Origin of the sequence: Enterobacter sp. SECR19-1250 (assembly GCF_013391025.1) — a bacterium.
Taxonomy (GTDB): Bacteria; Pseudomonadota; Gammaproteobacteria; order Enterobacterales; family Enterobacteriaceae; genus Enterobacter; species Enterobacter cloacae.
Genome location: NZ_JACASJ010000046.1, coordinates 23,885 through 37,767 on the forward strand (window position 1 = coordinate 23,885; position 13,883 = coordinate 37,767).

General features: G+C 54.5%; 15 protein-coding genes. 6 read left to right on the plus strand and 9 right to left on the minus strand.

Annotated features, from left to right (window positions below):
- Window positions 1–123: 123 nt before the first annotated feature.
- From HX884_RS13530 to ulaA, 6 genes are read right to left on the minus strand one after another with little or no spacing between them, the layout of a single operon-like run.
- Entirely contained in the window at window positions 124–810 is a 687-nt protein-coding gene (locus HX884_RS13530) for an L-ribulose-5-phosphate 4-epimerase (protein ID WP_178328337.1), read from the minus strand.
- Window positions 803–1,663: an L-ribulose-5-phosphate 3-epimerase gene (locus HX884_RS13535; protein ID WP_013095306.1), complete on the minus strand. Its 861-nt coding sequence runs from the start codon at window positions 1,661–1,663 to the stop codon at window positions 803–805. Before HX884_RS13535 ends, HX884_RS13530 begins: the two co-directional genes overlap by 8 nt.
- Before the next feature lie 9 nt (window positions 1,664–1,672).
- Window positions 1,673–2,323: a 3-keto-L-gulonate-6-phosphate decarboxylase UlaD gene (gene ulaD / locus HX884_RS13540; RefSeq protein ID WP_013095305.1), complete on the minus strand. Its 651-nt coding sequence runs from the start codon at window positions 2,321–2,323 to the stop codon at window positions 1,673–1,675.
- 13 nt (window positions 2,324–2,336) lie between these two features.
- On the minus strand, window positions 2,337–2,804 hold the full coding sequence (gene ulaC, locus HX884_RS13545) for a PTS ascorbate transporter subunit IIA (RefSeq protein ID WP_013095304.1): 468 nt from the start codon (window positions 2,802–2,804) through the stop codon (window positions 2,337–2,339).
- 9 nt (window positions 2,805–2,813) lie between these two features.
- Window positions 2,814–3,119, minus strand: coding sequence for a PTS ascorbate transporter subunit IIB (gene ulaB / locus HX884_RS13550; RefSeq protein WP_004109091.1), 306 nt, complete (start codon window positions 3,117–3,119; stop codon window positions 2,814–2,816).
- A gap of 12 nt (window positions 3,120–3,131) precedes the next feature.
- On the minus strand, window positions 3,132–4,532 hold the full coding sequence (gene ulaA, locus HX884_RS13555) for a PTS ascorbate transporter subunit IIC (protein ID WP_013095302.1): 1,401 nt from the start codon (window positions 4,530–4,532) through the stop codon (window positions 3,132–3,134).
- Between the two features lie 359 nt (window positions 4,533–4,891).
- Here ulaA and ulaG point away from each other — a divergent pair, with 359 nt between their 5' ends.
- Both ulaG and ulaR read left to right on the plus strand, forming a co-directional pair.
- Window positions 4,892–5,956 (plus strand): L-ascorbate 6-phosphate lactonase, encoded by a 1,065-nt coding sequence (ulaG, locus tag HX884_RS13560; protein WP_178328338.1) that lies wholly within the window; start codon window positions 4,892–4,894, stop codon window positions 5,954–5,956.
- Window positions 5,957–6,066: 110 nt separating this feature from the next.
- Window positions 6,067–6,822, plus strand: coding sequence for an HTH-type transcriptional regulator UlaR (gene ulaR / locus HX884_RS13565; protein WP_013095301.1), 756 nt, complete (start codon window positions 6,067–6,069; stop codon window positions 6,820–6,822).
- Here ulaR and yjfP read toward each other — a convergent pair.
- Entirely contained in the window at window positions 6,819–7,541 is a 723-nt protein-coding gene (yjfP, locus tag HX884_RS13570) for an esterase (protein WP_178328339.1), read from the minus strand. The genes ulaR and yjfP overlap by 4 nt on opposite strands.
- A gap of 137 nt (window positions 7,542–7,678) precedes the next feature.
- Between yjfP and bsmA the strand changes: the two genes are divergently transcribed.
- The 3 genes from bsmA to HX884_RS13585 all read left to right on the plus strand — a co-directional run bounded on the left by bsmA (window position 7,679) and on the right by HX884_RS13585 (window position 10,534).
- Complete coding sequence (bsmA, locus tag HX884_RS13575; protein WP_071830088.1) at window positions 7,679–8,008, plus strand: biofilm peroxide resistance protein BsmA; 330 nt, start codon at window positions 7,679–7,681, stop codon at window positions 8,006–8,008.
- A gap of 136 nt (window positions 8,009–8,144) precedes the next feature.
- On the plus strand, window positions 8,145–8,432 hold the full coding sequence (gene yjfN, locus HX884_RS13580; RefSeq protein WP_013095298.1) for a DUF1471 family protease activator YjfN: 288 nt from the start codon (window positions 8,145–8,147) through the stop codon (window positions 8,430–8,432).
- A 170-nt stretch (window positions 8,433–8,602) separates the two neighbouring features.
- Window positions 8,603–10,534: a methyl-accepting chemotaxis protein gene (locus HX884_RS13585; protein ID WP_178328340.1), complete on the plus strand. Its 1,932-nt coding sequence runs from the start codon at window positions 8,603–8,605 to the stop codon at window positions 10,532–10,534.
- Here the strand turns inward: HX884_RS13585 and HX884_RS13590 are convergent.
- Complete coding sequence (locus HX884_RS13590; protein ID WP_013095296.1) at window positions 10,531–12,153, minus strand: isovaleryl-CoA dehydrogenase; 1,623 nt, start codon at window positions 12,151–12,153, stop codon at window positions 10,531–10,533. The two genes, HX884_RS13585 and HX884_RS13590, sit on opposite strands and share 4 nt — an antisense overlap.
- A gap of 193 nt (window positions 12,154–12,346) precedes the next feature.
- Here HX884_RS13590 and HX884_RS13595 point away from each other — a divergent pair, with 193 nt between their 5' ends.
- Complete coding sequence (locus tag HX884_RS13595) at window positions 12,347–13,621, plus strand: MFS transporter (protein ID WP_178328341.1); 1,275 nt, start codon at window positions 12,347–12,349, stop codon at window positions 13,619–13,621.
- Between the two features lie 32 nt (window positions 13,622–13,653).
- Here the strand turns inward: HX884_RS13595 and HX884_RS13600 are convergent.
- Window positions 13,654–13,883, minus strand: a 230-nt coding sequence (locus HX884_RS13600; protein WP_178328342.1) for a glutathionylspermidine synthase family protein, incomplete at its 5' end; no start/stop codon positions are given.

The window sequence follows — 13,883 nt, forward strand, 5'->3', positions numbered from 1 at the left end:
CAGGAAAGCCAACAAAAAGAATATAGCCATCGTTTTACTTGCCCCCTGCCCGGGGGCTTTTTTTTATGAATGGCTCTGAAATACCACCGGTTACAACTGTTTTCGGTATTCCAGAGCACTTATTCACTTCTGCCCGTAATAGGCGTTTGGACCGTGCTTGCGCATGAAATGCTTGTTCATTAGGTAATCATCAATGCCTTGAAGCTGTGGGTTGATGCCGCGAGCAATCCACGCCATGCGTGCCACCTCCTCCATGACTACCGCGTTATGGACAGCGTCATGCGCATCTTTTCCCCAGGCGAACGGACCGTGCTGATAGACCACAATGCCCGGCGTATGCAGCGGTTCGCGCTCACCCAGCGTTTCGATAATGACGTTGCCGGTGTTGAGCTCATACTCGCCTTCCACTTCTGTCTGCGTGAGTGCCCGCGTGCACGGAATGTCACCAAAGAAGTAGTCCGCATGCGTGGTTCCCAGAGCCGGAATGGCCCGCCCCGCCTGTGCCCAGGCTGTGGCATGCGTAGAGTGCGTATGCACTTCGCCGCCCAGAGAAGGGTAACGCCGGTAGAGCGCCAGATGGGTGGCTGTATCTGAAGAAGGGCGCCATTTGCCGTCGACAACGTTACCCTCAAGATCAACCACCACCATATCGTCAGGGCTCATGGCGTCATATGCCACGCCGCTAGGCTTAATCACCACGAGTCCCTGCTCTCGGTCGATAGCACTGACGTTTCCCCAGGTGAAGGTCACCAGCCCATAGCGCGGGAGATCCATATTAGCGTCAAAGACCTGCTGCTTAAGCTTAAGCATATTCAGCCTCCAGTAAGCCGGCCCGTGCCATACGTTCCCGTACCCAGTCGCGAGCGTTAGCCACTTCACCTGCCGGGTCATCTGACGTTTCGCTCCACATTTCAATCAGGTAAGGTCCGCAATACCCCGCCTGTTTGAGCGTCTGGAAGCACCGTTCGAAATCCACCACCCCGGTGCCGAACGGAACGTTTTTGAATACCCCAGGACGTGTATCTTTGACATGAACCGCGACGATATGGCCCATCCCCGCCAGCAGTTCCATTTGTACGTCGTTATCCCACGCCGACAGGTTGCCGATATCAGGATAGAGCTGGAACCACGGATTGTTCAGGTAATGTGCGTAGCCCAACGCCTTGCTGATCGAGTTCATTAACGGATAGTCCATGATCTCCATCGCCAGCGTCACCTGCGCGCGGCTAGCCATTTCAACGCTCTCTTTCAGGCCATCACGAAAACGACGACGCGTTTCGTCATTGGCTTCCTGATAGTAAACGTCATACCCGGCAAGCTGTATCACGCGAATACCCACATCCTGCGCAAAACGAATGGCTTTACGCATGATCTCCAGCCCCTGCGCGCGCACCGTATCATCTTCACTGCCAAGCGGAAAACGACGGTGGGCACTGAGGCACATAGACGGCACGCGTACGCCCGTTTCGGCGACCGCACTCACCAGCGCCAGACGCTGCTCCTGGCTCCAGTCGAGGCGAGAAAGACGTTCATCGGTCTCATCCACGGACATTTCGACAAAATCGAAGCCCAACTGTTTCGCCAGTTTCAGCCGCTCCAGCCAGCACTCCCCCGCGGGGAGTGCCTTTTCATAGATGCCAAGCGGGACCTGTTTAGACAACATACCCGCTCCTTAGCCCCAAAGCTGAGCGATTGAACGTTTGAACTGACGTGCCGCTTCCACCGGAGACGCGGCATCACGAATGCTGCGACCCGCGATAAAGACGTGAATAGGGATACCTTTAAACAGCGGCAGATCTTCCAGCGCCAGGCCACCGGTAACGGTCACTTTAAAGCCCATGTCAGCAAGACGTTTAATGGCGCTGATATCCGCGTCTCCCCACGCTACGCCGGCGGCCTGCGCATCACGGCTGCGGTGATAAACGACCTGCTGAATGCCAGCATCGCGCCACGCCTGGGCCTGTTCCCAGGTCCAGAAACCGGTCAGTTCAATCTGCACATCGCCGTTGAACTCTTTCGCCACATCCAGCGCGCCTTTCGCGGTGTTGATATCTGCACAGCAGATCACAGTGACCCAGTCGGCATTGGCTTCAAAACACATGCGGGAGAGAATTTTGCCTGCATCGGCAATCTTGGCATCGGCCAGCACGATTTTATGCGGGTAGAGCGCTTTCAGATCGCGAACGGCGCGCACGCCTTCGCCTACGCACAGAATGGTGCCAACTTCGATAATATCCACCTCTTCCGCAATCAAGCGGGTGGTTTCATACGCATCGGACAGAGTCTGGTTATCCAGCGCAACCTGCAACATTGGTAATGACATTTTCAATTCATTCTTAAACTGCCGCCGCTGTGGCGTTATCAATTAAATCCAGCACTTCCTGCTCAGTGCGGCAGGCGCGTAAACGATCAAAATTCGCTTCGTCATCAAACAGGTTAACGATCTGCATGATGCCAACCTCCTGATGGGTATTGGCATCGACGGCCGCCATGGTGATCAGAATGTCGACCGGGTCGTTATCTTCATGGTTAAACACCAAAGGCGTTTTCAGCGTTACCAGCGCGAAGCCGGTTTTCTTCACGCCCTCTTCCGGGCGACCGTGCGGCATTGCAAGGCCTGGCGCGATGACAAAATAAGGACCATGCTGCGCCACACCATCAAGAATGGCCTGGTAATACCGCGGCTCGACAACATCAGCCTTAACCAGCAGGTCCACGCTCAGCTTGACCGCCTCCTGCCAGGTGCTGGCCTCGGCCTGTAAAAGGATGGAGTTATTCTCTGCCAGCGAATCACGTAGTTTCATGTGGCGTCCTTACTTCACGTCCTGGGGGAAGTGCGCTTTGATCACTTCCAGCAGTTTTGGGCCGAAATCTGCAGGGGAGAGCATATTGCGTACCCCCACGACATACTTGTTGCCAGAAACGCTAATTTCACCGGCGATATGGGTAGACGCGATGATGATATCGGCGCCGTTCAGTTCACTTTTGTATTCACCCACCGCGCAGCTGTTCACCGTGTGGTCAATGTTTGACTGGGTTAAAAACTGGTCCACTTTCATCTTCATGATCATGGAGCTACCTTGCCCATTGCCACACACAGCCAGGATACGTACGGTCATAATCGAAACTCCTTAGTGAGCAGAAACTTCTGCTGTTTGTTTTTCCGCATCTTCTTCAGCTCGTAGAGAACGGCCAGCGAAGAACATATAAGCCAGAGCAATCAGGATGATGACGGCCATAAAGACCAGCCCGACGGACGCAAAGCCCTGCATCATTGGCGGTGCCAGGATTGACCAGTCCGCCATGCCCATCCAGGCGCTCATACCGGTGAGCTTGACCGCCCACACGCAACCGAAGATCTCCACCATGCCCATCACCAGACAGATCTTGAGCGCCGCGCGCCAGCCGCCAAAGTGGTTAGCAAAGACGCCAATGGTGGCGTTGGAGAAGAACATTGGGATAAAGCCAGGAATAATCAGAATGGATGAGCCGCAGCCGACCAGAATGCCTACCGCAATCAGTTGGCCGATGGTGCCCCACATGAAGCCCCAGACCACCGCGTTTGGCGCAAAGCTGTAGATAGCCGCACAGTCAATGGCCAGCACCGCACCAGGAATCAGGCGTTGGGAGATCCCATTAAAGGCTTCAGACAGTTCGGCAACAAACATACGGACGCCCTGGGTAATGATGAAAATGGCTACCGCGAAGGAGAAACCGGTCTGCAGGATATAAACCGTCCAGTGCGTTTTCCCCGCCATCGCCTGCACCACATCAATCCCGAAGGAGAGCAGAATGGCGCCGAAGAAGATGGTCATCACAATGGCGGTTGAAACGATGTTGTCGTGGAAGATATTCAACCAGCCCGGCAACTTGAGATCTTCTACGCTGTCCTCTTTTTTACCCAGGTACGGTGCGACCTTGTAAGCGAGCCAGGCGGCGAACTGCTGCTGATGGCCGATGGAGAAACCGCAGCCGTCGGTGACCTCCTGCGTCGGCTTGTACATCATGTTGGAGGTGATACCCCAGTAGAGCGATACCAGCACGGCGGTGCAGATAATCGTGGTCCACATGGGGTAGCCGAAGATATAGAGAGACACCGCAATCAGCCCGGCCTGCTGGAACATAATGTGGCCAGTCAGCATGATGGTGCGGATGCCGGTAATGCGGCGCAGCAGAACGTAAATGATGTTCAACGCCAGCGCGAGCAGTACCGCGTAGCCCACCCAACTGTAGGCATCTCCCATGCGGTCAATGGTGGCCATCATCGACGCGTAGGTGTCAGAGATGGCGCCGTTGATGCCATACACCTCCGACATCTTCGCAACCACAGGCTTAAACGTGCTGGTCAGAATGCCTGAACCCGCCTGCAGCAGCATGAAACCGATGATGGTTTTGATTGTGCCTTTGATGATGACGCTGACGCTTTTGCGCAGAAGGATGTAGCCCAGGCACGTCACGATACCCAGCAAAAGCGGGGCGTTAGTCATTACCTGATTAAAGAACACGGTAAAGACGTTGTAGAGGATCTCCATAACTCTCTCCAGAAATGAGAACACGAGGGGGTAATCCCTGTTCGGTTGGTGCCATCACTCTATTAATCACAAATAATCACCACAAGATTGCATTTGATTATTTGTGACGTATCACGCAAATTATTTCCATGGTGTTAGTAATGATTTTCACTACCGATTCACACGTATAAATTATTTCTTATAATTCATAAGATTAAGCATTGATAGCGGATATTATAACAACGTAGAAATGGATTATCTGTGACATGGCGAAGATAAATTTCCTCAATTTACTCGTTGCAAACCGATTCAAAGAGTGCCAGCATTAATCACAACAAATCACCAAATGATTACTTTTGATTAAACCAGGAGTCAAAACGATGAGTAAAGTGAACACCATCACCCGTGAATCATGGATTCTGAGCACCTTCCCGGAATGGGGCAGCTGGCTGAATGAAGAGATTGAGCAGGAACAGGTTGCTCCTGGTACGTTTGCAATATGGTGGCTGGGTTGCACCGGCATCTGGCTGAAATCCGAGGGTGGCGCCAATATTTGCGTTGATTTCTGGTGCGGTACCGGCAAACAGAGCCACGGCAATCCGCTGATGAAAAAAGGTCATCAGATGCAGCGCATGGCAGGTGTCGAAAAATTGCAGCCGAACCTGCGTACCACGCCGTTTGTTCTTGATCCTTTTGCCATTCGCCAGATCGACGCCGTCCTTTCCACCCACGATCATAACGATCACATCGATGTAAACGTGGCGGCAGCGGTGATGCAAAACTGCGCGGACGACGTGCCGTTTATCGGGCCGCAGACCTGCGTGGATCTCTGGATTGGCTGGGGCGTGCCGAAAGAGCGCTGCATCGTCATGAAGCCAGGCGACGTGGTGAAAATTAAAGACATTGAGATTCATGCGCTGGACGCCTTTGACCGCACCGCGCTGATCACCCTGCCTGCTGACCAGAAAGCCGCAGGCGTCCTGCCAGACGGCATGGATGAGCGAGCAGTGAACTATCTGTTTAAAACCCCTGGCGGTTCCCTGTACCACAGCGGTGATTCTCACTACTCCAACTACTATGCGAAGCATGGTAACGAGCATCAGATTGACGTGGCGCTGGGCTCCTACGGCGAGAACCCACGCGGCATCACCGACAAAATGACCAGCGCCGATATGCTGCGCATGGCAGAAGCACTGAACACCAAAGTGGTGATTCCTTTCCACCACGATATCTGGTCAAACTTCCAGGCCGATCCGCAGGAAATCCGCGTATTGTGGGAGATGAAAAAAGACCGTCTGAAGTATGGCTTCAAGCCATTTATCTGGCAGGTAGGCGGCAAGTTCACCTGGCCGCTGGACAAAGATAATCTCGAGTATCACTACCCACGCGGTTTCGATGATTGCTTCACCATTGAGCCAGACCTGCCGTTCAAGTCATTCCTCTGATTGTGAAACCCCATCGCCAGACCTTACGTCTGGCGATTTCATATTTATTTTAGTAATTTCACGCTATTTCAAATATCATCTTTTCAAATCAATTCTTATCGGAATAGCTCATGACGGAAGCGCAACGGCATCAAATATTACTGGAACTCCTGGCGCAAACAGGGTTTATCACCGTCGAGAAAGTGATCGAACGTTTAGGGATTTCCCCCGCGACGGCACGACGCGATATCAACAAGCTGGATGAGAGCGGTAAGCTGAAAAAAGTCCGTAACGGCGCGGAAGCCATCAGCCAGCAGCGCCCCCGCTGGACGCCGATGAACATCCATCAGGCGCAAAACCACGATGAAAAAGTGCGCATTGCCAGAGCCGCATCACAGCTGGTCAACCCGGGTGAGAGCGTGGTGATCAACTGCGGCTCCACGGCATTTCTGCTGGGCCGCGAGATGTGCGGTAAACCGGTGCAAATCATCACCAACTATCTGCCGCTGGCTAACTATCTTATCGATCAGGAACATGAAAGCGTGGTGATCATGGGCGGCCAGTATAATAAGAGCCAATCCATTACCCTCAGTCCCCAGGATAGCGAAAACAGCCTCTATGCCGGGCACTGGATGTTTACCAGCGGCAAAGGCCTGACCGCGGACGGGCTCTACAAAACCGACATGTTAACCGCGATGGCAGAGCAAAATATGCTTAACGTCGTGGGCAAGCTCGTCGTACTGGTCGACAGCAGCAAAGTCGGCGAGCGAGCTGGCATGTTGTTCAGCCGCGCCGAACAGATTGACATGGTGATCACCGGCAAACATGCCAATCCAGAGATCCTCCAGAAGCTGGAAGATCAGGGCGTCAAAATTCTGCGCGTTTAAAGATTCTGTCGGAAAAAGTCCACCGTCGCGTCCAGTGCCGCTGGCGTGATACGGTGGCGAACCCCCGCTTCCCACAGACAGGTCAGGTTGCCGTCCAGCCCTTCGCGCTGTAGTGCCTGCTGGAGACGGAAGGTTTCGCCAGGGGGCACCACATCATCCGCGTCACCATGCCACAACAGCAACGGGCGATCGGCCAGACGCGGTAACGCCCGGGTCACTTCCCATTCGGCCAGCAACGCATCAATCTCCGTCGCGTCTTGCGGTGGAAACAGCGTTTTTGACAATGACGTAAAATAGCCCGAGCCCATCAGGCACGCCACGGAGGTCACCTCAGGGTGACGAGCCATGATCCCGAGCGCCGTCATTCCCCCCATCGATGCGCCGGCCACCGACAGCCGTTGATCCGCCACCAGCCCCGCCTGGTAAAGCGCATCGCGCAGCCCGGCAAATTCGCTCAGGCTACCGTGCAAAATCTGCCAGAACTGCCCCAGTCGCACCTGTTCATCACCGGTAAAACGTGCACCGTGATCGGGCGCATCCGGCATCACTACCCGAAAACCGGCCTGCGCCAGCGCCACCGCAAAATAGCTGTAAACCAGCTTCGATGAAGTAAAGCCATGATAAAAAACTACAACAGGCAGCGGGTGTGCACTTTTTCCCGCAGGGATAGCGTGTAATATTTCATGATTGCCGAGGCGGCGAGTTTCAATTTCAATCATTGTCGACCCTGTGCTGATGAATGATTCATAATGTTGAGAACTGGATTACGCTTTCACGATATTTTCATTCGAAATATACGTACCAGATAACACTTCGGGAACATTCCCCCAAAACTAAATTCGCAGACAACTACACTATGGCTATCAGGAAACGAGATATGGTTATGCGCAGGTTTGCTACTTTATTGTTGCTGGTTCTGCTCAGTGGCTGTAGTGCACTACAGGGGACACCGCAACCCGCTCCCCCGGTCGCCGACCATCCGCAGGAGATTCGTCGTAATCAGACGGAAGGATTACAACGAATGGGTACCGTCTCCGCGCTGGTTCGCGGCTCCCCGGATGACGCAGAGGAGTCAATAAAGGCGCAAGCTGCCGCCGCCAAAGCAGATTATTACGTCATCATTATGATCGATGAAACCATCATTACGGGACAGTGGTATTCACAGGCTATTTTGTACCGTAAATAACGATCTTCATTTGAACGACATTTACACTGCTTTGCGTCCATAGACATTTTCCTGTCCACAATAAACTCCATGCCCGCGACAATGGAAGTGAGTTTATTTGCGAAGGAGTGCCCGGCGGATACCGGAGAAATGTGAAATGGAGCTGACAATGAAACGAACTCTTGCTTTGACCTCTCTGTTGCTCTCAGTAGGCCTTGTGAGCACGACTGCACAGTCAGCAGAATTCGCCAGTGCTGATTGCGTCACTGGCCTTAATGAAATTGGCCAGATCTCCGTCAATAACATTTCGGGGAGCCCGCAAGATGTTGAACGTGTCGTGGCACTAAAAGCCGATGAACAGGGCGCTTCCTGGTATCGAATTATTCAGATGCAGGAAGATAACCGCAGCGATCATTGGCGCGTACAGGCTATTCTCTACGTCTAATCACCTCCGATAAAAGCCACTTATTTTTAGTGGCTTTTCGTTTTTGCAAATTTTTTATCTTCTTTCAACCCCATTAAAAACAATTCGATAACATTTTGTTACATTATTTAAGTAAATGTTAGTTCTGTCCTGCCGTTGAAAAGCCATACCTTTTCAATAATGAGCAATTTATGATCACCTTTTTTCGCCGTACGGGTCTGGGCGCAAAGCTATCGCTTCTTACCGGCGTGAGTGTCGCCACGCTGTTTCTGCTTTTCACTTTTCTGCTCAGCCATAAAGCCAGCCAGCAGCTTGAAGCCCTTGCGGTAGAAGACCTGCATAACCAGTCCACCGGTATGGTTGATATGGTACAGATGTTTAACACCAGCCTGAGCGAAGAGGTCGAGAGCTATACCCGGCTGTTCACCACATTTTTACCGCAGCCTTTGAGCGTCGACAGCAGTCAACTCCAGACCATTAACGGGCTTAGCGTTCCCCTTCTGAAAGGGGGTGAAACAGGCCTGCATGAAAACAATGCACTTTCTGACGACTTCCTGACGCGTACAGGGGCAATCTCGACCCTGTTTGTGCGCAGCGGTAATGACTTTGTCCGTGTCGCCACCTCCCTGCGCAAAGAGAACGGCGATCGGGCAATGGGTACCATTCTGGACACTGCCAGCCCGGCCTATGCGGCCGTCACCAAAGGCGAGGTCTATCGCGGTCTGGCGTTGCTGTTCGGCAAGCGCTATATCACCCAGTATCAGCCGTTCAAAAACGCAGAAGGCCAGGTCATTGGGATCATTTTTGTTGGTGTGGATATCACCCACTCCTGGAACGTGATGCGCGAAAAAATTCTCAATCGTCGTTTAGGTGACAGCGGACACTTCTTCGTGCTGGATCGCAGCAACGGTAAAACGCGCGGACAGTTCCTGTTCCACTCGAACCGGGAAGGCCAGCTTCCTGAGTGGGACAGCGCCACCCAGCAGCAGTTGCTGAGCAATACCCCGGGCACGCTGGAACGCGCAAGTGAGGATGGTCGCATACTGAAAATGGCCTATACGCCGCTGCCGGGCTGGAACTGGACCATTGTGGGGGAAGTGGATAAATCGGCGCTACTCTCAAGCGTCACCACGATGCGGGATCGCTTCCTGCTGGCAGGCGTGGCGCTGTCAGTCCTGTTTGCCGCGCTGTTTGTCATCATCATTCGTCGCATGCTGACGCGTCCGTTGCGTAACGTCATTCATCTTGCCCGACAATATGCGGCAGGCGATCTGCGTGCCAGCCTGTCCGTTACCCGCCAGGATGAGGTTGGCCAGCTTATCGACGCCATCAACGGGATCGGCGGCGGTCTGCAAAAGATTGTCCTGCAGGTACGCGAGGCCGCAGGCGAGATCCATCTTGGCACTAACGCCCTGGCCTCTGATACCGGTGAGATCTCAGAGCAGATCAACAAACAGGCCAGTAGCGTTGAAGAGACCTCCGCGAGTATGGAACAACTCGCTGCAACCGTGCAGCAAAACGCGGCCAATATGGAACAGACGCAGCAGCTGGTGGGGGAAACCTCACGCGCGGTCCATCAGGGGGGCGAGACGGTGACGAACGCAGTCTCCACCATGGACGATATTCGCGACGCCTCAAAGCGCATCGAGGACATCACGCGCGTGATTGAGTCGATTGCTTTCCAGACTAACATTCTGGCGCTTAATGCAGCGGTTGAAGCAGCACGTGCCGGCGAACACGGAAAAGGGTTTGCTGTGGTCGCGCAGGAAGTGCGCGCCCTGGCGGCACGCAGCGCTAATGCGGTGAAAGAGATTGAGCAGTTGATTGGCGACACGCTGAACAAGGTGAGTGAAGGCCATGCGCTCTCAGAGCAGACGCGTCTGGCGATGGATGCCATCATCGCGCACATCGATAACATCAACCAACTGGTGACCGAGATTAACCATGCATCCCGCGAACAATCGGCGGGGATCCGTCAGGTGAATCTGGCCATGACCCATATTGGTGAAGCCTCCCACATCAACGCCGATCGCGTCTCGCGCAGCGAGCAAACCGCACAATCGCTGCGCGAGAAAGGGTCGCACCTCACTCAACTGGTGAGCCTGTTCCAGCTTAAAAACTAGCCTACCCTGCCCGTGGCGCGTAGCAGAAGATCGCTTTGAACCTGCTCTGTCATCAGCGTGCCGCCACGGGTATCCAGCATCATGCGGCACCACGCCTGTGCGACGGGCGGAGAGGCGTGCCGCAGCATCTGGCTTCCGGCGCCCAGCAGGAATAGCTGATGCGCAATCTCCCGCCCCTGCGCCTCCTGCGGTTTACGCAGTTTTTGCTGCAACTGCCGCCAGCTGCGATCGAAGTGTCTGTCCTGACCTTTCACCTGCGCAAAATCCTCTGCCAGCAGATCGAACATACCCGGCTGCTTCGCCAGAACGCGCAGAACATCCAGACACATGATGTTCCCTGAGCCTTCCCAGATGCTATTCACCGGCATCTCGCGATACAGGCGGGGGAGTTCACTCTCCTCACAGTACCCGATGCCGCCCAACACCTCCATCGCCTCTGCCACGAACGGGATACCCGCTTTGCAGACGCTGAATTTCGCGGCTGGTGTGAAAAGCCGCGCCCAGGCCGCCTCCTGCGGATCGGCGCGTTTATCCCACGCCCGGGCAAGACGAAACAGCAGCGCCGTTTGCCCCTCCAGCACCAGCGCCATGCGGCTCAGGACGTCGCGCATCAGCGGCTGATCGATGAGGTTTTTCCCGAACGTCTGCCGCTGATGGGCGTGGTACAGCGCCACGGATAATGCCCGACGCATCAACCCATGGCTGCCCAGAGCGCAGTCAAAACGCGTTAACCCGCCCATGCGGAGGATCTGTCGTACCCCTTCCCCCTCTTCCCCTAACAGCCAGCCGGACGCATCCAGAAACTCCGCTTCACTGCTGGCGTTAGAGCGGTTGCCTAGCTTGTCTTTCAGCCGCTCCAGGCGCACGGCGTTGCGCTGCCCGTCAGGCAAAAAGCGAGGAACAAAAAAGCAGGACAACCCGCCTTTCGCCTGCGCCAGCACCAGATGCGCATCGCTTTGTGGCACGGAGAAAAACCACTTATGACCCACCAGCCGGTAGCTGCCGTCGCTGCACTTTTCTGCTTTGGTAGTGTTGCTGAGCACGTCCGAGCCGCCCTGTTTTTCCGTCATCCCCATGCCGATCAGCAGGCCGCGCTTTTGGGCTCCAGGAGCAAGGTGAGGATCATAACGATCGCTCAGTAGCGGCGTGAGCCAGTTCTGGAAAGGTTCAGGGAGCGCCTGTTGCAGCAGCGGCGTGGCGGCAAACGTCATGGTCACGGGGCACAGCGTTCCGGCCTCAACCTGAGCATGCAACACGAAGCGCGCGGCGCGAGCGACAAAGGAGCCTTTACGCGCCTCCTCTTCCCACGCCAGGTTATGCACCCGGTTAGCGCACAGCCCCTGCATCAGAAGATGCCAGGCGGGGTGAAAACGGACATCATCCAGCCGCTCACCGGTAGGGTCATAGCGAAGTAACTCCGGCGGATTGACGTTCGCCAGCCTGCCAAGCTCCAGCGACTCCGCCGTACCTAACTGCTGGCCTATACTGGCCAGCAGTTCGCTATCCCACTCCGCGCCTTCGCGGGCCACCGCGTCACGCAGGGCACAATCAGAGAGAAAAAGGTTGCTGTTCGAAAGCGGTGCGGGTTGGTTAAAAACGGTATGTGTTTGCCAGTGCATGCTGTCTCCCTCCTTCAGTGGCAATGAAGATAAGTATGGACAGACCCTGTGCACGCTGCATGGGAGTAAGGTCACACGGTAGCGATCCCGCTGATATCATTCGTGAAATAGCTCACAGAACATAAGAATAAACTATTTCATCACTTCACTTTTATTGAATAATTTATTCTTACCCCTTTCAGTGAGGAAAGTTATGCAACCGAATGCGCATAAGCGTGCGTTAATTGCAGGCTCCATTGGTAATTTCATCGAGTGGTATGAGTTTGCGGTCTACGGCTTTCTGGCCACCGTGATTGCGAAAAACTTCTTCCAGCTTGAAGGCGAGTCGGGGCTGACCAGCCTAATCCTCACCTACGCCTCGTTTGCCATCGCTTTCTTTTTCCGCCCACTGGGGGCGGTGGTATTTGGCCGCATCGGCGACCGGATTGGCCGCAAACCGACGCTGATTATTGTGCTGGTGCTGATGACGCTCGCCACCGCCGCCATCGGTGTTGTGCCAGTCTATGCCAGCATCGGTATCGCTGCGCCGCTGATCGTTACGTTGCTGCGTATCCTGCAGGGATTGTTCGCGGGGGGTGAATACGGTGGTGCGGTTTCCTTGATGACGGAATTTGCACCACGCGGTAAACGTGGTCTGTATGGCGCATGGCAATCGTTCACGGTGGCGCTGGGGCTATTAGCGGGCGCGGGTATTGTCGCCTTGCTTTCTGCCTTACTGACACCGGAAGCCCTGCATGACTGGGGCTGGCGTATCCCATTTTTCCTGGCCCTGCCTATGGGGGCGGTGGCGCTCTGGTTGCGGGTGAGTATGGAGGAGACGCCGAGCTTCGTGCAGCAGCAGGAAAAACCGCTGATCGCGCAGGCCAGTACCGTCGCCACAATTAAAGCGATCGTGATGGGAATTGGCCGGGTGATGGTCTGGTCGGCGGCGGGTTATACCTATCTGGTGATTATGCCGACCTATCTGCAATCGGCACTGCACACCGGATTTAACCAGGCACTGTTGATAGCCGTGATTTCGAACGTCGGCTTTGCACTCACCATTATTCCGTCGGGGATCCTGAGCGACAGGATTGGCCGCCGCACGGTGATGATTATCGCCACCGCGTTACTGCTGATCCTCGCCCTGCCGCTGCTGAAAATTCTGCAGGCGGAGTCCAGTACCCTCGCGGTAAAAGCGATCGTGGTATTGATAGCTGGCGGTCTGGTGGGCATGCTGGCAGGTCCAGGGCCGGCAATGCTCTCAGAGATGTTCCCGACGCGTGTGCGCTATACCGGGCTTGGTTTGGCGTATTCCTTGTCGAATGCCATTTTCTCGGGGTGTGCGGGGCTTATTATTACCGGGTTGATTAAGGAGACGGGAAACCTCGACATTCCGGCATATTACGTGATGGCGACGGCGGTGGTGAGTATTGTGGCGCTGATGACGCTCAGGAAGGATGACCATTTGCGGACGTTGGAGGAATGAAAATCAGAGCTGGGGTTTTACCCCAGCTCAAATTAACCCGCAATGTAATGAGGAATAAAACGCGAGGTATCTTTCGTAATCAATGAACCATCTTCACGAATACCTATTCCGGCTGGTTCATCATCAATTACCCAACTTCCGATTAATGTATAACTGTTGCCAAAACGAGGTAATGCCTGGAAGCCCTGATAAATCATAGGTTCGTTTGGGAAGGTGCGAACAAGTTCCTGATATGAGATCATCATATTCATCCGGAGCGCAT

Excerpts from the sequence above, each read along its gene's own strand:
- ulaB (WP_004109091.1), bottom strand. The coding sequence starts at position 3,119 with ATGACCGTACGTATCCTGGCTGTGTGTGGCAATGGGCAAGGTAGCTCC.
- ulaR (WP_013095301.1), top strand. The coding sequence starts at position 6,067 with ATGACGGAAGCGCAACGGCATCAAATATTACTGGAACTCCTGGCGCAA.
- HX884_RS13535 (WP_013095306.1), bottom strand. The coding sequence starts at position 1,663 with ATGTTGTCTAAACAGGTCCCGCTTGGCATCTATGAAAAGGCACTCCCC.
- bsmA (WP_071830088.1), top strand. The coding sequence starts at position 7,679 with ATGGCTATCAGGAAACGAGATATGGTTATGCGCAGGTTTGCTACTTTA.
- yjfP (WP_178328339.1), bottom strand. The coding sequence starts at position 7,541 with ATGATTGAAATTGAAACTCGCCGCCTCGGCAATCATGAAATATTACAC.
- ulaA (WP_013095302.1), bottom strand. The coding sequence starts at position 4,532 with ATGGAGATCCTCTACAACGTCTTTACCGTGTTCTTTAATCAGGTAATG.
- yjfN (WP_013095298.1), top strand. The coding sequence starts at position 8,145 with ATGGAGCTGACAATGAAACGAACTCTTGCTTTGACCTCTCTGTTGCTC.
- HX884_RS13595 (WP_178328341.1), top strand. The coding sequence starts at position 12,347 with ATGCAACCGAATGCGCATAAGCGTGCGTTAATTGCAGGCTCCATTGGT.
- HX884_RS13585 (WP_178328340.1), top strand. The coding sequence starts at position 8,603 with ATGATCACCTTTTTTCGCCGTACGGGTCTGGGCGCAAAGCTATCGCTT.
- ulaC (WP_013095304.1), bottom strand. The coding sequence starts at position 2,804 with ATGAAACTACGTGATTCGCTGGCAGAGAATAACTCCATCCTTTTACAG.
- ulaD (WP_013095305.1), bottom strand. The coding sequence starts at position 2,323 with ATGTCATTACCAATGTTGCAGGTTGCGCTGGATAACCAGACTCTGTCC.
- HX884_RS13590 (WP_013095296.1), bottom strand. The coding sequence starts at position 12,153 with ATGCACTGGCAAACACATACCGTTTTTAACCAACCCGCACCGCTTTCG.
- ulaG (WP_178328338.1), top strand. The coding sequence starts at position 4,892 with ATGAGTAAAGTGAACACCATCACCCGTGAATCATGGATTCTGAGCACC.
- HX884_RS13530 (WP_178328337.1), bottom strand. The coding sequence starts at position 810 with ATGCTTAAGCTTAAGCAGCAGGTCTTTGACGCTAATATGGATCTCCCG.